General features: G+C 51.5%; 21 protein-coding genes and 3 pseudogenes. 12 read left to right on the top strand and 12 right to left on the bottom strand.

All coding sequences use genetic code 11. The annotated features are described in order from the left end of the window. Nucleotides 1-176 precede the first annotated feature (176 nt). The gene (locus tag LDB27_RS09275; protein WP_000789530.1) at nt 177-344 is read left to right on the top strand and encodes a lytic enzyme; all 168 of its coding nucleotides are present in this window, start codon (nt 177-179) and stop codon (nt 342-344) included. A 256-nt stretch (nt 345-600) separates the two neighbouring features. Here the strand turns inward: LDB27_RS09275 and LDB27_RS09270 are convergent. Both LDB27_RS09270 and LDB27_RS09265 read right to left on the bottom strand, forming a co-directional pair. Next, nucleotides 601-1133: pseudogene (locus tag LDB27_RS09270) on the bottom strand (DUF2514 domain-containing protein). Continuing rightward, nucleotides 1130-1378: pseudogene (locus LDB27_RS09265) on the bottom strand (glycoside hydrolase family 19 protein); the annotation flags it as partial. The pseudogenes LDB27_RS09265 and LDB27_RS09270, both read right to left, overlap by 4 nt. 381 nt (nt 1379-1759) lie before the next feature. Between LDB27_RS09265 and LDB27_RS09260 the strand changes: the two are divergent. From LDB27_RS09260 to LDB27_RS09235, 6 genes and pseudogenes are all read left to right on the top strand, one after another. Next, a pseudogene (locus LDB27_RS09260) lies at nt 1760-2977 on the top strand (PD-(D/E)XK nuclease-like domain-containing protein); the annotation flags it as partial. Continuing rightward, nucleotides 2970-3800 carry a recombination protein RecT gene (gene recT / locus LDB27_RS09255; RefSeq protein ID WP_079813120.1) on the top strand — a complete coding sequence of 277 codons (831 nt, stop codon included), beginning with the start codon at nt 2970-2972 and terminating at the stop codon, nt 3798-3800. The pseudogene LDB27_RS09260 and the gene recT, both read left to right, overlap by 8 nt. A 46-nt stretch (nt 3801-3846) precedes the next feature. Continuing rightward, complete coding sequence (locus LDB27_RS09250; protein WP_000280163.1) at nt 3847-4032, top strand: DUF1187 family protein; 186 nt, start codon at nt 3847-3849, stop codon at nt 4030-4032. Nucleotides 4033-4130: 98 nt separating this feature from the next. After that, entirely contained in the window at nt 4131-4559 is a 429-nt protein-coding gene (locus LDB27_RS09245) for a hypothetical protein (protein WP_057519946.1), read from the top strand. Nucleotides 4560-4619: 60 nt separating this feature from the next. Then, entirely contained in the window at nt 4620-4898 is a 279-nt protein-coding gene (locus LDB27_RS09240; protein ID WP_001575998.1) for an excisionase, read from the top strand. Continuing rightward, nucleotides 4873-5952 carry a tyrosine-type recombinase/integrase gene (locus LDB27_RS09235; RefSeq protein ID WP_022742740.1) on the top strand — a complete coding sequence of 360 codons (1080 nt, stop codon included), beginning with the start codon at nt 4873-4875 and terminating at the stop codon, nt 5950-5952. Before LDB27_RS09240 ends, LDB27_RS09235 begins: the two co-directional genes overlap by 26 nt. A 383-nt stretch (nt 5953-6335) precedes the next feature. On the opposite strand, the gene LDB27_RS09230 is transcribed toward LDB27_RS09235, so the two are convergent. Genes LDB27_RS09230 through yobA form a run of 3 tightly spaced genes read right to left on the bottom strand, consistent with a single transcriptional unit; the run spans nt 6336 to nt 7956 of the window. Beyond that, nucleotides 6336-6689 (bottom strand): YebY family protein, encoded by a 354-nt coding sequence (locus LDB27_RS09230; protein WP_225519938.1) that lies wholly within the window; start codon nt 6687-6689, stop codon nt 6336-6338. Nucleotides 6690-6705: 16 nt separating this feature from the next. Beyond that, nucleotides 6706-7581, bottom strand: a complete 876-nt coding sequence (gene copD, locus LDB27_RS09225; RefSeq protein WP_000979695.1) for a copper homeostasis membrane protein CopD — start codon at nt 7579-7581, stop codon at nt 6706-6708. Then, nucleotides 7582-7956 carry a CopC domain-containing protein YobA gene (yobA, locus tag LDB27_RS09220; RefSeq protein ID WP_000168393.1) on the bottom strand — a complete coding sequence of 125 codons (375 nt, stop codon included), beginning with the start codon at nt 7954-7956 and terminating at the stop codon, nt 7582-7584. 137 nt (nt 7957-8093) lie between these two features. On the opposite strand from yobA, the gene LDB27_RS09215 reads away from it, so the two are divergent. The 3 genes from LDB27_RS09215 (at nt 8094) to exoX (ending at nt 9810) form a co-directional block, all read left to right on the top strand. Next, nucleotides 8094-8324 carry a DNA polymerase III subunit theta gene (locus LDB27_RS09215; protein WP_000856224.1) on the top strand — a complete coding sequence of 77 codons (231 nt, stop codon included), beginning with the start codon at nt 8094-8096 and terminating at the stop codon, nt 8322-8324. Between the two features lie 107 nt (nt 8325-8431). Continuing rightward, a complete protein-coding gene (locus LDB27_RS09210) occupies nt 8432-9088 on the top strand; it encodes a carbon-nitrogen hydrolase family protein (protein WP_000100257.1) in 657 nt (218 codons plus the stop codon). Nucleotides 9089-9111: 23 nt separating this feature from the next. Further along, complete coding sequence (exoX, locus tag LDB27_RS09205) at nt 9112-9810, top strand: exodeoxyribonuclease X (protein WP_000944280.1); 699 nt, start codon at nt 9112-9114, stop codon at nt 9808-9810. Between the two features lie 36 nt (nt 9811-9846). On the opposite strand, the gene ptrB is transcribed toward exoX, so the two are convergent. The 4 genes from ptrB to yebG form a co-directional block, all read right to left on the bottom strand. After that, nucleotides 9847-11898: an oligopeptidase B gene (ptrB, locus tag LDB27_RS09200; RefSeq protein ID WP_000936990.1), complete on the bottom strand. Its 2052-nt coding sequence runs from the start codon at nt 11896-11898 to the stop codon at nt 9847-9849. A gap of 212 nt (nt 11899-12110) precedes the next feature. Then, nucleotides 12111-12770, bottom strand: a complete 660-nt coding sequence (locus LDB27_RS09195; protein ID WP_000024706.1) for a tellurite resistance TerB family protein — start codon at nt 12768-12770, stop codon at nt 12111-12113. Between the two features lie 93 nt (nt 12771-12863). Then, nucleotides 12864-13217, bottom strand: coding sequence for a protein YebF (gene yebF, locus LDB27_RS09190; protein WP_001042123.1), 354 nt, complete (start codon nt 13215-13217; stop codon nt 12864-12866). A 67-nt stretch (nt 13218-13284) separates the two neighbouring features. After that, on the bottom strand, nt 13285-13575 hold the full coding sequence (gene yebG, locus LDB27_RS09185; RefSeq protein WP_000257723.1) for a DNA damage-inducible protein YebG: 291 nt from the start codon (nt 13573-13575) through the stop codon (nt 13285-13287). A gap of 130 nt (nt 13576-13705) precedes the next feature. On the opposite strand from yebG, the gene purT reads away from it, so the two are divergent. After that, nucleotides 13706-14884, top strand: coding sequence for a formate-dependent phosphoribosylglycinamide formyltransferase (gene purT / locus LDB27_RS09180; protein ID WP_000173436.1), 1179 nt, complete (start codon nt 13706-13708; stop codon nt 14882-14884). A gap of 99 nt (nt 14885-14983) precedes the next feature. Here the strand turns inward: purT and kdgA are convergent, their stop codons facing one another. The 3 genes from kdgA to zwf form a co-directional block, all read right to left on the bottom strand. Beyond that, nucleotides 14984-15625, bottom strand: a complete 642-nt coding sequence (gene kdgA / locus LDB27_RS09175) for a bifunctional 4-hydroxy-2-oxoglutarate aldolase/2-dehydro-3-deoxy-phosphogluconate aldolase (RefSeq protein ID WP_000800494.1) — start codon at nt 15623-15625, stop codon at nt 14984-14986. Between the two features lie 37 nt (nt 15626-15662). Beyond that, the gene (gene edd, locus LDB27_RS09170; RefSeq protein WP_001069118.1) at nt 15663-17474 is read right to left on the bottom strand and encodes a phosphogluconate dehydratase; all 1812 of its coding nucleotides are present in this window, start codon (nt 17472-17474) and stop codon (nt 15663-15665) included. A 234-nt stretch (nt 17475-17708) separates the two neighbouring features. Next, nucleotides 17709-19184, bottom strand: a complete 1476-nt coding sequence (zwf, locus tag LDB27_RS09165; protein ID WP_000301711.1) for a glucose-6-phosphate dehydrogenase — start codon at nt 19182-19184, stop codon at nt 17709-17711. 341 nt (nt 19185-19525) lie between these two features. Here zwf and LDB27_RS09160 point away from each other — a divergent pair, with 341 nt between their 5' ends. Next, a complete protein-coding gene (locus LDB27_RS09160; RefSeq protein WP_001056719.1) occupies nt 19526-20395 on the top strand; it encodes a MurR/RpiR family transcriptional regulator in 870 nt (289 codons plus the stop codon). The last annotated feature ends 72 nt before the right edge of the window (nt 20396-20467 follow it).

Genomic DNA, 20467 nt, shown 5'->3' with positions numbered 1-20467 from the left:
GCATGAAAAATCAAAAATGCGCCAAATCCCGCGCCGCTGCCGCCCCGTGGCAGGCCGCCCCGCCGGGAGTATCTTTTTAAAATGCGAACAATTATCAACAACTACCACTTAATGATTATTTATTTCATTTTGAGATATTGATTATCATTTTCAATAACAACACACAGAGAACATAAATGAAAAACATCATCACTATTATCGTAGCCATTATCATCGTTTTTTATGCAGGTATGTGGTCGCAGAAATTCCTGATGGAAGATGAGTGCCTTGATTCAGGTGGTTCATACAATGAAAATGGAATTTGCAATATTGCAGGCAGTCATCAGGATGTTCCCCCTAAGTAAGCAGAATGCTTTTTAAATTCGTTACCCACCTCTACAGATAAAGAGGCGAATGGTCACTAAAAGTAAAATCCATTGCAGAAGAATTTCCGGAAAGTTGTTATTCCAGCACCCCGACAGGTTATTCAGACAGATTTCAGCTATATCAAAACTGAGTGAGTACTTATCAGTTTCATCTGGTGAAAAACCTGTTCTTATTCATCTGGTTCCATCTGATGATATGTAGTCACTTTTTTACAGCAATATTACAGGGGGAGTTTCAATGCCTCCTGTAATTATTTGACTCTCTCACCGAATCATATACTCGTTCACACGTCATTCCTGCCCGGTAGCGCTCGTCAGCGATTCCAGCATAATGTTTAGCTTCTTCTGCAATATCTCCGAGCATGTTGGCAAGCATTCTGGCGTCGGCGTTGGTTGTTTTGCTTCTGACGGCAGCGGCAAGATTTGCGGTGTGCTTTGCGGCGTCCAGGCGGGTGGCAAGTTTTTTTGCTTCGGTACGCAGCTGGCTAACAGTGGCAGACAGGCCAGCAGCAGTGGCAGCAGATTTAGCGGCTTGCGCTTGTGCATCTTTCACAGCCTCATCACGGGCAATAACGCGGCCCTGTTCAATAATACGGGCGGCGGTCTGGGCGTTGACTTCCTGAGAGGATTCAGCGCTGTCGCGATCTGCCCATTTTTTTGCCAGCCCCTGTCACTCCAGACATTACCGACGATAAACGCACCAGCCATCAGCAAAATAAACACCAGCTGCAACCAGTATCTTTTCAGAAGAGCAGATAACAGATTCATACCAGCACCGATTTTGCTTTCTCAAAGCGCTCCCGCTGATCACCGATGCCGTTCTGCCCTCCGTTGATGATCTGCGTAACACGTACCAGGTCGCCGGAATATTTCAGACACCCTTTAGTCACAAAAAACCACGCTGCGGATCGGGCGGCATGACGTTCCAGCTCAAGCTGTCCCGGATTCGCCACCAGATCCAGTTTCAGGGCAACGCCACATCTGGTGTAATTCTCCAGCCCAGTAATCCTGATCTTCGCCGGACGTGGTGCGAAAGCTTTGTTGCCGTTCATGGCGTTCGCGATCCGGACTGGTACGAATATGTGCCTGATAACACCCCAACAACCCATGAAGAAAATGCAGCAAGGCTTCGTCAGGCGGGCAAATGTCTGCGGGATATTGAGGCAGGGAGATTTCAGTGTGATGAAGAAAAACCGCAACCGACAGGCGAACTGGCAGATGAACCAGCAACGCCTGAAGCAGTGGAACAGGACACAACTGAACATCATCCGGATCCACAGCCGCTGGAGAATGAGCCACCTGTAAGCCAGACAGAAGCAGGCTACCAGAAAATACGGGCAGAACTGCACGAAGCACGTAAAAACATTCCACCCAAAAACCCGGTTGATGTTGGTAAACAACTGGCAGCCGTGCGCGGTGAATATGCCGAAGACATCAGCGACCCGAACGATCCGAAGTGGGTTCCTAACAATTACAGCGCCTCAAATCAGGGTGAAAAAGAAGAAGTGGTGCCGGAGGAAAAACAACCAGCAGCAGAGCCGGAGGCTGTCACCAGAAACGCGGACGGGACTTTCGATGTATCAGCGCTATTCCCGCCCCCCTCAAACCAGACCGAAAAAACGGAAGCCAGAACAGAAAGAGATGGAGAAACGCCGAAAGAGAGCAACCAGCAGGAAACGGCTGGCGATACAGGGCAGGAAATAACAACGGACGGTGGATCAGGTACTGGCGGTGATGAAGCTGGCGAAGCGGCAGATCCCGTAGAAAACGGAAATTTCACTGTCCCTGATGATATACAGCCAGGTATTTACTATGACATCCCTAACGAGGCGTATCACGCTGGCCCCGGCGTCAGTAAATCACAGCTTGACGATATCGCAGACACACCAGCAATTTATCTGTGGCGTAAAAATGCCCCCGTGGACACGGAGAAAACAAAGACTCTCGATACAGGAACGGCTTTTCACTGCCGGATACTGGAACCAGAGGAGTTCAGTAAACGCTTCATCATCGCTCCGGAATTTAACCGCCGTACCAGCGCAGGAAAAGAAGAAGAGAAAACCTTTCTGGAAGAGTGCGCCCGGACAGGAAGAACCGTGCTTACGGCAGAAGAAGGCCGGAAAATCGAACTTATGTACCAGAGTGTGATGGCGTTACCGCTGGGGCAGTGGCTGGTTGAAAGCGCCGGATATGCTGAATCATCAGTCTACTGGGAAGATCCGGAAACAGGAATTTTGTGTCGGTGCCGTCCGGACAAAATCATCCCTGAATTTCACTGGATCATGGATGTGAAAACCACTGCTGATATCCAGCGGTTCAGGACAGCTTATTACGATTATCGCTACCACGTACAGGACGCTTTCTATAGCGACAGTTATCGGGCGCAGTTCGGTGAGATACCCACCTTCGTCTTCCTTGTTGCCAGTACAACCGCCGAATGTGGGCGTTACCCGGTTGAGATTTTCATGATGGGTGAAGACGCAAAACTGGCAGGTCAGCGGGAATATCGTCGCAATCTGCAAACCCTGGCCGAATGCCTTAATAACGATGAATGGCCTGCTATTAAAACTTTATCACTGCCCCGCTGGGCGAAGGAGAATGCAAATGCCTAAACAGCCACCTATTGCAAAAGCCGACCTGCAAAAAACACAGGGAACACGCACCCCGACGGCAGTGAAAAATAACAACGATGTGATCAGCTTTATCAACCAGCCCTCCATGAAAGAACAACTGGCGGCGGCCCTGCCCCGCCACATGACAGCGGAACGCATGATCCGGATAGCCACAACGGAAATCCGAAAAGTTCCGGCGCTGGGTGACTGTGACACCATGAGTTTTGTCAGCGCCATCGTTCAGTGTTCCCAGCTTGGGCTGGAGCCCGGCGGCGCGCTCGGTCATGCCTATCTGCTGCCGTTCGGAAACAAAAACGAAAAGTCAGGCAAAAAAAACGTTCAGTTAATTATTGGATACCGGGGAATGATCGACCTTGCCCGCCGTTCCGGACAGATTGCAAGTCTTTCCGCGCGCGTCGTCCGCGAAGGTGACGATTTCAGCTTCGAGTTTGGTCTGGAAGAAAAGCTGGTACACCGTCCGGGTGAGAACGAAGATGCACCAGTTACTCATGTCTATGCCGTTGCCCGCCTTAAAGATGGTGGCACACAGTTTGAGGTAATGACCCGTAAACAGATAGAGCTGGTACGGGCACAGAGCAAAGCCGGTAACAACGGCCCGTGGGTTACTCACTGGGAGGAAATGGCAAAAAAAACCGCCATACGCCGCCTGTTCAAATACCTGCCTGTATCCATTGAGATCCAGCGCGCGGTATCAATGGACGAAAAGGAAACGCTGACTATCGATCCGGCTGATGCATCTGTCATCACAGGTGAGTACAGCGTCGTCGAAAGCGCTGGCGTGGAAGAGAACGTGACCGCATAACGGAGACTGGCGGTCGCTGACCGCCTGAAGTGAAGGTGCTTTATTAATGTACAAATATAGAATAACCGCCATCGTCAAAAAGCCAGGTAATTCCCCGACAAACTGGGTTCGTTTTTCTGACAAAAAAATGAATAAAGCCGAGTGTGAAAAAATGCTGGCCGGCAGAACTGAAGCCGGGAAATCACGCGAAGAGAAAGTCACGCTGGAAGAGTTTAAATGTATTAAGGAATAAAGATCGCCTGCTGAATAATTAATTAACCGTAAAAATGCTTTTAAACACCGCTCACGCGGCGGGATTCGTACAGACTGAATGAGGGAGGTAATTGCAGCATGAAGAAGCCTGTCTGTATGTTCTGCGGCGCCCCGGCCACCCTGCTTTGTGACGGGATCATCGGCTGGGATGCCGATGAGGATGAACACGGGCACATGACAAAATGTCGAGCCATGTTCACCTGCGATGCGCCCGTGTGCCGGAACTGCGCTACATGGCATGGCAACATATTTTTCGATGGGAAGATCCGGATGATGGATACACGCGACCTTTGCCCCCTGTGCCAGAAGTTACACGAAGCCGGCGAATTCATACGCGTTGCAGACTACCGGAAAAACTCCGCCCTGCCGCAACCCTGCCTGACTGAAGAGCAGGCTGACAGGATACGCGCCGCGCATTGGGCAGGATTTACAGGACGGCGCGCCGGAGATGTAAAAGTTTTACCGGGCGGCGGTCAGCAGTCCTTTAAATTTTACCCTGATCATTGATGTTCAACCCTGACCGACCGCCACACCGTATAGTTGGCGGCGGTCATGAAGTAAAGAGACATGACTATGAGCTTTGTGAGACTTGAAACCTGGGGTGAATTAAATTATCCCGATGATCCACCACCTCTCACAACACTAAGACGATGGGCGCGAAACGGAAATATTTACCCGACTCCAGTATTACATGGCAGGACGTATCGGGTTGATCCGGACGCGTTTTATATCAAGCCGAATAAAGTGGGACTTGTGCTTGAACAGCACCACCCAAACGGGCGCACCGGAAAACCGAGTGCATTGCTGGAGAAGTTGATCAGTGAGTCGAAAAAAGTACGATGCTAACCTTCCGAGGAACCTCACCTACCGTAAGGCCAGTAAATCTTTTTTCTGGCGTAACCCGGTAACTGACAAGGAATTTCCGCTCGGTCAGATCGCCCGCAGGGACGCTATCACACAGGCCATAGAGGCAAACAACTTCATAGCGCAAAACCACACACCAGTGGCGCTTATTGAAAAGCTAAAAGGAACTGACTCATTCACTGTGTCCGCATGGATTGATCGCTATGAGGTTTTATTACAGCGCCGGAGTCTGTCGGTTAATACCTACAAGATTCGCGGTAATCAATTAGCGACCGTACGCGAAAAAATGGGGGAAATAATACTGGCAGAAGTAACAACCAGGCACATTGCCAAGTTTCTTGAGTCGTGGATAACCGAGGGAAAAAACACTATGGCGGGAGCAATGAGATCAGTTCTATCTGACATGTTCAGAGAGGCTATTGTCGAAGGGCATATTGTGAAAAACCCGGTGGAAGCAACCCGGATACCAGAGATTAAGGTGGCCAGGGAACGCCTGCAACTGGAAACGTATAACGCCACACGAGCGGCAGCAGAGCATATGCCTGCATGGTTCCCTCTCGCGATGGATTTAGCGCTCGTTACTGGTCAACGTAGGGAGGATATCGTAAATATGAAATTTAGTGATGTTTTTGACAACCGCTTATACGTAACTCAGATTAAAACCGGAATGAAAATAGCCATTCCCCTCTCCCTGACACTTCGGGCGACGGGGTTACGTCTGGGAACGGTAATCGATCGCTGCCGACTGGTAAGCCGCACTGATTTCATGATCAGTGCCGGAATCAGGAAAAATAGCCCGACCGGGAATATTCACCCGGATGGGCTGACAAAGACATTTGTAAAAGCAAGAAAAGCCTCCGGCGTTAACTTCAGCAATAATCCACCGACATTTCACGAGATCCGAAGTCTGGCCGGGCGGCTGTACAAAAACGAGCACGGCGAGGTGTTCGCCCAAAAACTCCTGGGCCACACATCAGCGAACACCACGAAACTCTATCTCGATGAGCGTGATGATAAAGCTTATATGATGCTCTAATACTCCAATTTTCGTTGTGAAATAAATGTTAAATTTAATTTGATTGTGATATAACCAAAAAGACCGGAATACAGAAATTCGGAAAAATTTCGGAAAATTTCGGATCATTGATCATAAGTAACTGTTTTATAAGAAAAATAAAAAGAGACCGAATACGATTCCTGTATTCGGTCCAGGGAAATGGCTCTTGGGAGAGAGCCGTGCGCTAAAAGTTGGCATTAATGCAGGCTAAATCGCCTTGCCCTTTAAGAATAGATGACGACGCCAGGTTTTCCAGTTTGTGACGAAGGTGATTGAAAAAACCTGGCGTTTTGTCTGTCATCAGAGATAAAAAAACCGTAAGCCTTTTCGTGAAGGTTTACGGTTTTTTTATTAAAAATCAATCAGTTATTGGATGAATCACAAAGCTTTTGCGCACGTTCGATAAACGGTGCCAGACTCATTTTCTCACCGGGCTTCGCCGGGTTATCGATTTGAATGACGGCGATAGGCTGAGCGCGCGTTTTACCCTCCGCTACTTGCTGTTCGGCAATGGCATTCAAGGGATACTGCACCAGAGTACTGGGGTTGATCACATAGAGCGCCTGGCCAAGCCGACAGGTCAACATGACCTCTTCCCGATTAAACGCCCACTTGTCTTTTCCTACTTCAAAACGACTTACGGTAATCACCTGCGGCGCCGCCAACACTACGCCCGAAGTGGCCAGCAGAAGCGCCGGAAGGAGTATTTTTTTCATTCGTTATGCCAGTCCATCAGAAAGGTTCGAGGGTTGCAAACAGGCTGACGATCGCCAGAACTATGCCTCCAACTCCCCATTCAATTTGCGTCATCCTGACAAACCATAGGTCAGTCCGGGGATTTTCCTGTCGCATACGTGGTACGAGAACATACCGATTCGTCAGCGCAATTGCTACCATAAGCACCACCAGCGCACATTTTAACAAAAGCAACTGTCCATAGGTGGTCTGCCAGATAGCGGTAAATCCCGTGATAAATAGCGTGTTGCCAATGCCTGTGAGCAATACGCCCGCCACAAAAAAGTGACCATAACGAGAAAAACGCATCATGGCGCTAATGGCATGTTGACGCCAGCGTCCCTGAGCCATGCGCATACAATAAGCCACTGGCAACAGCCCGCCAAACCAGGCTGCGGCACAGAGTAAATGCAGAGCATGGTTAATCTGCTGTAATGTTCCCGCTACACCATCGCGCATCGTCGCATGTCCAACGCCTGCCAGCAGGATAAACTGAGCAACGGTTAGAATAAGAAGCCGTCGTTGCATTTTTACCGGCGCAATGACTACCACCACCAGCGTGACCAGCGCGAGGATAATTTGCCATATCCAGACCGCGCCAAAGCGGGTTTGCAGTACCGCGCCCCACACCGAGACGGAAAAAACATCGGGCCAGCCGCCGCCCATCAGTCCGCCCTGAATCGCCAGCATGAAAGCCGCGCTGATAACGCTCCAGGCGGCGGCATGTCGTTGCAGATGTAAAAATCGACGCGTCATCAAACGACGAATTGATGCAGGTGCCAGCCAGGCGCCGTAAAGCGCGCAGCCGTAGACCAGCATCAAACTAGCAAAATGAATAAATCGGAGAGTTATCCAGACGAATGTCAGCATCATTTATTTCACGCTGAAGGTGTATTTCCCTTTTGTTTTATGTCCATCCACCGACACAACGTGCCAGTCTACCGTGTAAGCGCCAGATTTTAACGGCTGCTCAAGCGGGATAATCAACTGCGTTTTATCCTGTTCATTTCGCTTTGCCGGGCGCGTTTTGATGAGCTCTTGCTGAGGGCCAGTAATGGTTGCGCCGCTGAACCCTGGCTCAATCCCTTCAGAAAAATTCAGAGTCAGCGCCTGTGGCGAGGCCGTAACGGCAGCATTCGCCGCTGGATACTGATGCGTCAGGTGCGCATGTGCCCAGGCCGCTGGCGTCGCAAATGTCGATGCCAGCAGCAGTAAAGCTAAACGTCGCGATGGTGCAGAAGAAGCCATATTCACTATTCCTTTTTGTTATACCTACGTTACAAAGAATAACCTTCAACAATCAATGAGTCGAGGATCATCATTTCCATCTTGCCATTACCGCGGACTCTTAGTACCTTCTGGCGGCAACAAAAAAGGAGACGCGTATGAAAACGAATCTGGCTCAGCTTGAACAAGCGGAAATGGATAAAGTCAATGTGGACCTGGCGGCAGCCGGGGTGGCATTTAAAGAGCGCTACAATATGCCAGTTGTCGCGGAGGCGGTCGAACGTGAGCAGCCAGAGCATCTACGCGCCTGGTTTCGCGAGCGGCTGATTGCCCATCGTCTGGCTTCCGTATCACTATCCCGACTCCCTTACGAACCCAAAGTTAAATAAAAATTATATAACGTTACACTTCCTTACATGCAGACGACTACATTATAAGGCGATTCTTAACCTATGCTTTTTAGAATGGCTGTAGAGACTATGAAAAGGAAGTCATTATGTCCTCCTGGAAAATTGCTGCTGCGCAGTATGCGCCCCTGAACGCCTCGCCGGCGGAGCATGTCGCCCATCATCTGGAATATATTGAGCTTGCGGCTCGTCAACAGTGCGAACTGCTGGTCTTTCCGTCGCTGTCGCTATTAGGCTGCGACGAAAGAAATAAATCGTTGCCCGCCCCGCCTGACGAGGCGCTTTTACAGCCGCTCACTCATGCGGCCGATACCCACCATATGACTATCATTGTGGGTATGCCTGTTGAGCATAACTGCCGCTTCGTAAAAGGCATCGCTATTTTTGCCCCATGGCTAACGTCGCCGCTCATGTTTCACAAAAGTCATGGCGCCTGTATTGCCAGGCAGCGAAGCGCTATCAACGTGGTGGATGAGCAGCCAGAAGGTGGTGATATAGATCCCTCATTTACGTTATTCACAACCAGTCAATGTCTTAACGAACCTGAACTCCATGCTTCTACCTCACGCTTACAACGTTTTTCGCATAAATATGCGCTGGCCGTACTGATGGCCAATGCCTGTGGCAGTAGCGCGCTGTGGGATGAAAGCGGGCAACTTATTGTTCGTGCCGATTGCGGTTCGCTATTACTGACGGGCCTGCGCACAACGGAGGGTTGGCAAGGCGATATCATTCCATTACGCTAAGGTCTTTCGGTGAGGAATGAATCATGTTGCGGATTATAGACACGGAAACCTGCGGGCTGCAGGGCGGGATCGTAGAGATAGCCTCTGTTGATGTCATTGATGGCAACATTGTCAATCCCATGAGTCACCTGATACGCCCCGATCGCCCTATTACGCCGCAGGCGATGGCGATACACCGTATTACCGAAGCCATGGTCGCCGATAAGCCGTGGATTGAAGATGTCATACCGCTTTATTACGGTAGTGAGTGGTATGTCGCTCACAATGCCAGTTTCGACAGACGCGTATTACCTGAATTGCCGGGTGAGTGGATCTGTACCATGAAGTTGTCGCGACGCCTGTGGCCGGGAATAAAATACAGCAATATGGCGCTCTATAAATCGCGCAAACTAAGCGTACAAACGCCGCCGGGGCTGCATCATCACCGGGCGCTTTATGATTGCTATATCACCGCCGCCTTGCTGATTGATATTATGCGAACCACCGGCTGGACCGCGGAAGAAATGGTCAATATCACGGGCCGTCCTGCGCTGTTAACCACTTTCCCGTTCGGTAAATACCGCGGTAAGGCGGTATCTGAAGTCGCAAAACGCGATCCGGGCTATTTACGCTGGCTTTTTAATAACCTTGATAATATGAGCCCGGAACTTCGCCTGACGCTTAAACACTACCTGGAAGATGTTCAGGCTGACGAGCAACGCAGCAATGGAACACCACAATAACCCGAGACGCTCACAAGCCGTTGCGGGCGCGCGCGTCTATGCGCTATGTAAGGTTCCCTGCGCCAGGCCGATTAAAAAGGCGAACTCCAGCGCGACGCCTTCGTAGGATTTAAACCGCCCCGACTTACCACCGTGCCCGGAGTCCATATCCGTACATAACAGCAGCAGACGTTGGTCCGTTTTTAGCTCGCGTAATTTTGCCACCCACTTCGCCGGTTCCCAGTATTGCACCTGGGAATCGTGCAATCCTGTCGTCACCAGCAGGTGCGGATAGTCCTGCGCTTTGACATTGTCATAAGGACTATAGCTTTTCATATAGTCATAATACTCAATATCCTGCGGGTTCCCCCACTCTTCAAACTCTCCTGTCGTTAGTGGGATCGACTCATCCAGCATCGTGGTTAATACATCAACAAAGGGTACCTGGGCAATAACGCCGTGGAAAAGCTCGGGGCGTTCGTTGATAGCGACGCCCATTAACATTCCGCCCGCGCTCCCGCCCATCCCGTAACACAGCGACGGCGAACCGTAACCCAGTTTTAATAAGGCATCGCAGGCATCAAGATAATCATTAAAAGTATTCCGCTTTTTGAGGAACTTGCCATCTTCATACCACTGCTGCCCCAGCTCACCGCCGCCGCGAACGTGTACGATTGCGTAAACAAAGCCACGATCCAGCAAGCTCAGTCGGCTGCTGCTGAAGTCGGCGTCAATACTGGAACCGTAAGATCCGTAGCCGTAAACCAGAAGCGGATTTTGCCCTTTACGAAAATACTTCTGATGATAAACCAGCGATACCGGCACTTCGACGCCGTCGCGCGCGGTGATCCACAGGTGTTCGCTCTGATAACAGCCAGAATCAAACCCAGGCACTTCCGTCTGTTTAAGTACCCGTCGTTCTCCGGTATCCATATCCAGTTCAAACAAGGTATCTGGCGTCGTCATTGAAGAATAGCCGTAACGCAGCCGGGAGGTCTCAGGTTCGGGATTATAGGCAAGCCACGTCACGTAAGCCGGATCGTCAAAGGCAATGCCTATCACTTCACGGGTTTTACGGTTAATTTGCCGCAGGCTGGTAAGCCCCCGTTGACGCTCTTCGACCACTAACCAGTCGGTAAACAGGGTAAACCCTTCCAGCATAATATGCTCGCGCGGAGGGATCAGCTCTTCCCAGGCGTTTTCATTGCGCACGCGGGTACGGTACAACCCAAAGTTTTTACCGTTCCGGTTAGAACGCAGGTAAAACTTATGTTGATAGTGATCGAGACTATATTCGTGGTCTTTGCGGCGCGGTAAGAATGAAAACGGCTCGGCATCGGCCAGTTCCGCGTCAAGTAACAGCACTTCGCTAGTGGTGGCGCTGGCAAGATGAATCACCACATAATGCTGCGAAGTGGTTTTATGCAGGCTGACATAAAAGGTATCGTCTTTCTCTTCATATACCAGTTCATCTTGCGATGACGGAGTGCCAATCGTGTGCCGCCAAACCTGATAGGGCAGCAGCGTCTTCTTATGCTTACGCACATAGTAAAGGGTCAGGGAATCATTGGCCCAGACAAATTCAGGCGCAACGTTATCCAGCAGTTCCGGATACCAGTTACCGCTTTCGAGGTTACGAAAACGCAACCCATACTGACGACGGGATAAATAATCTTCTGCCAGCGCCATAATGGTATTATCCGGCGTAATGGCAAGTCCACCGAGCGTATAAAATTCGCTGTGCGCGGCCCGCTGGTTCGCATCGAGCAAGGTTTCCCACACATCCCACTCTTCGCTTAACGCCGATTGTCGTTGATAGATGGCATATTCGCAGCCGGGTTCATAGATATAACGGTAGCGATAGCCGTTTTTCACATACGGAGCGGAAACTTCTCTGGGCGGGATACGATCGATAATTTCTTTTAGAATGCGGTCCTGTAACGCCTGCTGAGAGGACATGACCTTCCGGCCATACTCATTTTCCTGATGCAGGTAATCAAGGACTTCCGGCTGCGAGCGAGTGTCATCTCGCAGCCAGTAATAATTATCAATGCGCGTATCGCCATGTACGGTCATGGCATAGGGAATTCGATTGGCTTTTGGCAACATGTCGTTTTTTCTTTTGCGTTAATATTTGTTATATATCACGCGGCAAACACAGCGGCGTAGCATGGTAGTCCCGGTCGCTCACCTCGGTAAGCGCCTGAGATGTCACTGCTTCGCCGCTATCCTGCAACATGAATGACGTAAACTATCCATCCTATAAGGGTGGCAAAAGACACGCATGATGCAAGCGAAACATGTTACTTAATGGCAGGTTATCAGCCTGGTAGCGCCTGTTTTTGCTGCTGCAAGTCCTGCTCGATACCGTCCCGAACCTCCTGAGGAATTTTTAGTGCGTCTCCTAACGCATTCAGATAGCTACGTTCCATAAAGTGGTCAATATCAATGGCGGCGCAGCTCAGGAAGTAGATTTCCAGAGCTTCTTCTTCATTGCGAATGCCCTGTGCCAGACGTTGTGGATCAAGCGGCTGCTCAATAGCTTTCTCGATAAACACACGCCCTTGCTCTTCCACGCCTGATTCTCGCAGTTGGTGCTCAATCGCCGCGCGTTCTTTGGCATCAATATGCCCGTCGCTTTTTGCAGCAAAAACCAGTGCCAGGATCAGTCGCTCAGTGCGAACATCCAGCGGCGTACTTTGGCTGCCGAATTGCGGCTCCCCCTGATGCGCAGCGCGTACTTTATCTTTGTACTTATTCCACAATACGGAACCCGCTACCGCGCCGCCGCCCACCAGCAAAGCGCCAGTACCGTATTTAGTTAATAATTTGCGCGAAGACTTATTGGCGACCAACAGTCCAGCCAGACCGCCCAGCGCGCCGGGAACCAGCAGTTTATTTAACCCCTGTTCACCGGAAGGCGATGCGGAAGCGCCTTTTTGCCCAAGAAGTGATTGTAATTGGTTCAACCAGTTAGCCATAGTACCCCTCAAATACAGACCAATAATGGTCAAGCGTACCTGAGGGGATGTCAGGAATTGTCTGTTCCAGCAAAAGAAGCGCAAATTACGCTGCTAGCGGGGCTTATATTCCGCCTTGCCGGCTTTGCAATCAACGATGACCTGATAATGAATATCGGCGCTTTTACCGCGAACGGTTAGCGGAACTGTCCATTTATCATTTTGACCCACAACGTCCTGCACATTAACCCACGCGACCGGGTCAGCCTGCCCGACCTTTTTTTGGTCGTCTGCCCACCGCACGATACGATTTTGCTGGTAGTCGCGCTTCACGCTTGCCGCAATCCCCGCGGCATCCAGCCCTTCGCACTGCGGAAACTTAACCGATTTACTCTCGGTGGATGCCGCAAATGCCGATACGCTGGCGGATAACAACAGCAGGCTCAACAACGCTCCTCTTTTATTCATACTTTTCTCCTTAGCACAATGATTCAGGAAAAGCATGGTACAAAACGCCGGGAGCGCAAGTACGGGTTCAGGCGGCTTGCTTTTTCGTTTTACTCGCGGCGTCCTTTTCAACCGCCTGCGGAGAAGGCAACTTACCGGTTTTGAGGATAGTGCTTAACACCTCTTTATGTTCCGCCAGCCACAGCGACAACGCCTCGCGCTGTCCATCTTCCAGCACGACTGGCGACTGCTCAAGCCAGGTATCAAGAAGATCGGCAGTATCGAGCATTTTGTCCCAGGCGTCGGCTTCCTTTTTACTGGTAAATGACATCTTCTCCTCACCCTCGCGAATGACTACGTATTTAACTTCAACCGCCATTTTGCAGCCCCTTATTTACCTGTGTTTATATACAGTATATTGCAAGGCAGCAAGAAAAGCAATCTATTCGAAAAGACATACGCAAACGTTTTCGTATATACTGCGCGCAGGTAAATAAGGGGACAGAAATATGACGCTATTAGGCACTGCGCTGCGTCCGGCAGCAACGCGGGTGATGTTATTAGGGGCAGGTGAATTGGGAAAAGAGGTGGCGATTGAATGCCAACGCCTGGGGATCGAGGTTATCGCCGTCGATCGCTATCCTGATGCGCCTGCCATGCATGTGGCTCACCGTTCACACGTCATTAATATGCTGGACAGCGAGGCGCTACGTCATGTGATAACAGAGGAAAAACCGCATTATATCGTGCCGGAAATAGAAGCGATCGCCACGGATACGCTGCGCGAGCTGGAGGGCGAAGGACTGAATGTCGTGCCTTGCGCCCGTGCAACGCAGCTCACGATGAACCGCGAAGGGATCCGTCGCCTGGCCGCAGAAGAATTAGGTCTGCCGACATCGACGTATCGCTTTGCCGACAGTGAGGCCAGTTTTCATGATGCGGTAGCCGCAGTGGGTTTTCCTTGCATCGTCAAACCGGTCATGAGCTCTTCCGGCAAAGGCCAGAGCTTTATCCGCTCGGCCGAACAGCTCGCGCAGGCATGGGAGTATGCTCAACAAGGCGGACGCGCTGGCGCGGGTCGCGTGATTGTGGAAGGCGTGGTTAAATTTGATTTTGAAATTACGCTGCTCACCGTTAGCGCCGTCGATGGCGTGCATTTCTGCGCGCCGGTCGGTCATCGTCAGCAAGATGGCGACTATCGCGAATCCTGGCAGCCACAGCAAATGAGCGAACTGGCGCTGAAGCGGGCGCAAGAGATTGCCCGCCATGTGGTACTGGCGTTAGGCGGTCATGGACTGTTCGGCGTTGAACTCTTCGTCTGTGGCGATGAAGTCATTTTCAGCGAAGTCTCCCCTCGCCCGCACGATACCGGAATGGTCACGTTGATTTCTCAGGATCTTTCTGAGTTTGCGCTGCATGTGCGCGCCTTTCTGGGAATGCCCGTAGGCGCTATTCGCCAGTATGGTCCCGCTGCCTCGGCCGTGATTCTGCCGCAGCTTACCAGTCAAAATGTGACGTTTGATAATGTTCACGCGGCGGTAGGGGCCGGAGTGCAGGTACGGCTGTTTGGTAAGCCTGAGATCGACGGCACCCGTCGTCTTGGTGTAGCGTTAGCGACAGGTGAAAACGTTGAAGAAGCGGTGATAAGAGCGAAAAAGGCCGCCAGCCGCGTGACGGTAAAAGGCTAATGCGCCATCGCCTGATGGCGACGTTAGCGCATTTTTATCAAACCTGCCTGATCGCCACTCGTAAGCCCGATAAGCAAGCGCCATCGGGCATTTAACGGCTTACTGCTTCGCGCCTTCTACCGCTTCGCGCGCCAGTTTGGTGATGCGATCGTAATCCCCCGCTTCCAGCGCGTCGGCCGGCACCAGCCAGGAACCGCCGATGCACAATACGCTTTTCAGCGCCAGATAGTCACGATAGTTTGCCGGAGAGATGCCGCCAGTTGGGCAGAAACGCACCTGAGAGAACGGACCGGCAATCGCCTGCAACGCTTTAGTGCCGCCATTCGCTTCCGCCGGGAAGAATTTGAACTCTTTCAGACCATAGTCCATGCCCAACATCAGTTCAGAAACGGTGCTAATACCGGGAATCAATGGGATAGTGCCTGCCGTCGCGGCTTTCAGCAGTGGCTCAGTCAGTCCCGGGCTAATCGCAAACTGCGCGCCCGCTTCCGTCACCTCCGCCAACTGCTGCGGATTGAGAACGGTTCCGGCGCCGACAATCGCTTCCGGCACGTCTTTAGCGATAGCGCGAATAGCATCCATCGCGCAGGCCGTACGTAAAGTCACTTCCAGAACGCGAACGCCCCCGGCCACCAGCGCTTTAGCCATCGGCACCGCGTGCTCCAGTTTATTGACTACAATGACCGGGACAACCGGGCCGGTGGTCAGGATTGCTTCTGCACTTGTTTTCCAGTTTTTCATCGGAATTCTTCTCTCGCCTGATTACTAGTGTGTCATCTTAAAAAGTGATACAGGTTGCGCCCTGCTCCGCACCCGACAGCTTTTCGCGCAGCGCGCCAAACAACTCACGCCCCGTTCCGACGCGCGACGCGCTCAGGTCCGGAATATGAGGCTGACGAGCGGCAAGTTCCGCCTCGTCGACCAGCAGAGTTAACTCACCTGTCTGCCCATTCACGCGAATGATGTCGCCATCGCGCACTTTTGCCAGTAAGCCGCCATCGTAGGCTTCCGGCGTTACGTGGATAGCTGAAGGCACTTTACCCGAAGCGCCTGAAAGTCGTCCATCAGTAACTAACGCGATTTTGAAACGGCGGTCCAATAATACACCAAGTGGCGGCATGAGTTTATGTAATTCTGGCATTCCATTCGCTTTTGGTCCCTGATGACGCACGACAACGACACAATCCCGGTCAAGCAGGCCCGCGTCAAACGCAGGCAGCACATCATGCTGACTTTCAAATACCATGGCAGGCGCTTCAATGATCTGGTTTTCAACCGGTACCGCAGACGTCTTCATTACTGCGCGCCCCAGATTACCGCTTAGCACCTTAGTACCGCCGTGAGGAGAGAACGGCTTATCAAAAGAGGCAATGACATCGTTATCCAGTGACCTTTCCGCGCCTTCACGCCAGTCCAGCTCGCCGTTGTTGAGCCAGGGCTCCAGCGTATAGCGTTTCAGGCCGAAGCCTGCGACAGTGTTAACGTCTTCGTGCAACAATCCGGCATTGAGCAGCTCACGCATCAATACCGGTACGCCGCCCGCCGCCTGGAAGTGGTTAATGTCCGCCGGACCGTTCGGGTACAGACGCGCCATCAACGGAACCACTTCCGACAAATCCGAGAAGTCATCCCAGTTGATCAGAATGCCCGCCGCGCGCGCCATTGCAACCAGATGCATGGTGTGGTTGGTGGAGCCGCCGGTAGCCAGCAGCGCGACAATGCCGTTCACCACAACTTTTTCGTCGATCATTTTACCGAGCGGCATCCACGTATTGCCGTTGCCGGTAAGACGTGTTACCTGACGTGCGGCAGCGGCAGTCAATGCCTCGCGCAGCGGCGCATCCGGATGCACAAACGAGGAACCCGGCAACTGCATTCCCATAAACTCCACCACCATCTGGTTGGTGTTGGCGGTGCCGTAAAATGTACAGGTGCCCGGCGCATGGTAAGAGGCGGCCTCTGACTCCAGCAGCGCCATTCTGTCTACTTTTCCTTCCGCATATAGCTGACGAATACGGACTTTTTCTTTATTCGGCAGGCCGCTCGCCATCGGGCCTGACGGAACAAAAATCGCGGGTAAATGACCAAAAGAGAGCGCGGCCATCGCCAGCCCCGGAACGATTTTGTCGCATACGCCGAGGAATAACGCGCCGTCAAACATATTGTGAGAGAGGCCTACTGCTGCCGACATCGCTATCACTTCGCGGCTGAGTAATGACAACTCCATGCCATCCTGCCCTTGCGTAACGCCATCGCACATTGCCGGTACGCCGCCTGCGACCTGACCTACCGCATTCACGGAATGCAGGGCCTGACGAATAATTTCCGGATAATGTTCATACGGTTGATGCGCAGAGAGCATGTCATTGTAGGAGGTAATGATGGCGATATTATTGCGCAACATACTTTTCAGCGAGGCTTTGTCCTCTGGCTGACAGGCGGCGAAGCCATGCGCCAGGTTGCCGCAGGCCAGTTGAGATCGGTGGACCGTGGCGGTTTTCGCCTGCTCAATGCGGGCAAGATAGGCTTTTCGGGTCTGCTGCGAGCGTTCGACAATGCGCTGTGTTACGCGTAACAAATTAGGATTCATAGAGGCTCCTGAAATTTATCTGTCCGGCTACCGGGTTTACCATGCGTTTCATCAATGTGGAAAGACAGTGAAATACATGATGTCCGGGGATAATGGGGCAAAATCGTTTCAGGCAGTGTAATAAAAAAAGCCTCGCAGGTGAATCCACACGAGGCTTAAAAGTGCAAAAATGATTCTACAATCTGTGTTAGATCATGTTACCGGTAAAATACCACCTAAGAGTGAGTGGCAAATTTACTCAAACTCATTCCACGAACGACCGTCACGGGTAATCATCGCCACGGACGCTACCGGTCCCCAGGTGCCCGCCTGATACGGCTTCGGCGCGTCGTTGTCCATCGCCCATGCTTCGGTAATGGAGTCCACCCACTTCCAGGCTTCTTCCACTTCGTCACGGCGGACAAATAGCGCCTGAATGCCACGCATCGTTTCCAGCAGCAGGCGCTCATATGCATCCGCCAGGTGCGTCTGATTAAAGGTCTCGGAGTAGCTCAGATCAAGCTTCGTGATCTGCAGATTATGCTTATGATCCAGCCCCGGTACTTTGTTAAGCACCTGAATATCTACGCCTTCATCCGGCTGCAGGCGAATCGTCAATTTGTTCTGCGGCAGGTCTTGCCAGGACTCTTTAAAGAGGTTCAGTTCAGGCGTCTTGAAATAAACCACGACTTCAGAGCACTTGGTTGGCAGACGCTTGCCGGTGCGCAGATAGAATGGCACGCCCGCCCAACGCCAGTTATCGATGTCGACGCGGATCGCGACGAAAGTTTCGGTGTTGCTGCTTTTATTCGCGCCCTCTTCTTCCAGATAGCCCGGCACCTTTTGACCCTGCGCAAAGCCAGCGGTGTATTGACCACGAACCGTTTTTTCACGCACGTTGGAGCGATCAATACGGCGCAGCGATTTCAACACTTTGACTTTTTCATCGCGAATACTGTCGGCGCTCAGGTCAGACGGCGGTGACATGGCAATCATGCAGAGAATTTGCAGCAAGTGGTTCTGGATCATATCGCGCATCTGACCGGCCTGGTCAAAATATCCCCAGCGCCCTTCAATCCCCACCTCTTCCGCTACGGTAATCTCAACGTGATCGATAGTGCGGTTATCCCAGTTATTAACGAATAACGAGTTGGCAAAACGCAGCGCCAGCAGGTTGAGAACCGTTTCTTTGCCCAGATAGTGGTCGATACGATACACCTGGCACTCTTCAAAGTATTCGCCGACCCGATCGTTAATCTCACGCGAGGTCGCCAGCGAAGTACCCAACGGTTTCTCCATCACGACGCGCGCTGGTTTGGCGTTGAGTTTAGCCTCCCCTAACCCTTTGCAAATAGCGCCAAACGTGCTGGGCGGCATCGCAAAATAGTTAATGGTGGTGCGGTTTTTTTGATCCAGCATATCGCCCAGGCGACTAAACGCAGGCGTATCGTTCACGTCAAGATTACAAAAATCCAGACGGCCGCTCAGCGTATCCCACAAGCCTTCATCAATTTTTTCCTTCATGAAGGTTTCCAGCGCCTCACGCACGACGTGGGTATAAGCTTCTTTATCCCAGTCCGCACGCCCCACCCCAATGATCCGGGTATCCGGATGGATCTGGCCGGCTTTCTCAAGCTGATACAGGGAAGGCAGCAGTTTCCGGCGCGCCAGGTCGCCTTTCGCGCCGAAAATGACCAGGTCACATGCCTGGGCTGTTTGCGTTACCGCCATGTCATTCTCCTCAGTTAATCTCCTGGTACTTTAGCCAGGATATCGTTGTAATTTTATTACACAGCACTGTACTGCTTTTACGAGATTACGGAAACCGTAAACGCCTTTTCATAGGTGAACCGGCGTTTGATTGGCAATATAATCGGCAAAACGCCTAATAAAATTGTCGCTTTTCCACACAAGCTGGAACTTAAAATCCGACGTCGGTCATGTAATGAAAAAAAACGACACCTTTTTTAGCCATTTTGCCCCCTTTGACAGCCGCCAGGAGTAATATCTAACAAAACGCGCTCGGTTTCGCGCATCATTGAAATCGCTAATACCCATGAGCCTTGCTAATCATGAATATGCTGGAAAAAGTCCAGTCTCAACTGGAACATTTAAGCAAATCTGAACGAAAAGTCGCCGATGTTATTCTGGCCGCCCCAGGCAGATCGATTCACTTAAGCATTGCCATGCTGGCCCAGGAAGCTAACGTTAGCGAGCCAACGGTGAACCGTTTCTGTCGCAGCATGAATACCCGCGGCTTTCCTGATTTTAAACTGCATCTGGCGCAAAGTCTGGCAAATGGCACCCCCTATGTTAATCGCAATGTGGATGAAGATGACAGCGTTGAGGCCTATACAGGAAAAATCTTCGAGTCCGCCATGGCCAGTCTCGACCATGTTCGTCAGTCGCTGGATAAATCGGCCGTCAACCGCGCCGTCGATTTACTGACCCAGGCAAAAAAAATCGCCTTTTTTGGCCTTGGTTCCTCCGCCGCGGTCGCGCATGACGCCATGAATAAGTTTTTTCGCTTCAATGTGCCGGTGATTTACTCCGACGATATCGTGCTGCAACGGATGAGCTGTATGAATTGTAACGATGATGACGTCGTCGTGCTCATTTCGCATACTGGCAGAACCAAGAGCCTGGTGGAACTGGCGCAGTTGGCGCGGGAAAACGATGCGATGGTGATCGCCCTGACCTCCGCTGGAACGCCGCTGGCGCGCGAAGCCACGCTGGCCATTACCCTCGACGTACCGGAAGATACAGACATTTATATGCCCATGGTCTCTCGACTTGCTCAGCTGACCGTGATAGATGTGCTGGCAACGGGATTTACTTTGCGTCGCGGGGCAAAATTCAGAGATAACTTGAAGCGTGTCAAGGAAGCGCTCAAGGAATCGCGTTTTGATAAAGAATTACTCATCAGGAGTGATGACCGCTAAAAGCAATAACAATGTTCTACCCTTTTCGTCATCCGGGGACGTTCATTTTATACCGTTAAGGTTTCAGAACGA

This window comes from Salmonella sp. JXY0409-18 (genome assembly GCF_020268625.1).
Classification (GTDB): domain Bacteria; phylum Pseudomonadota; class Gammaproteobacteria; order Enterobacterales; family Enterobacteriaceae; genus Salmonella; species Salmonella enterica.
This window is presented reverse-complemented; position numbering and strand designations above follow the sequence as displayed.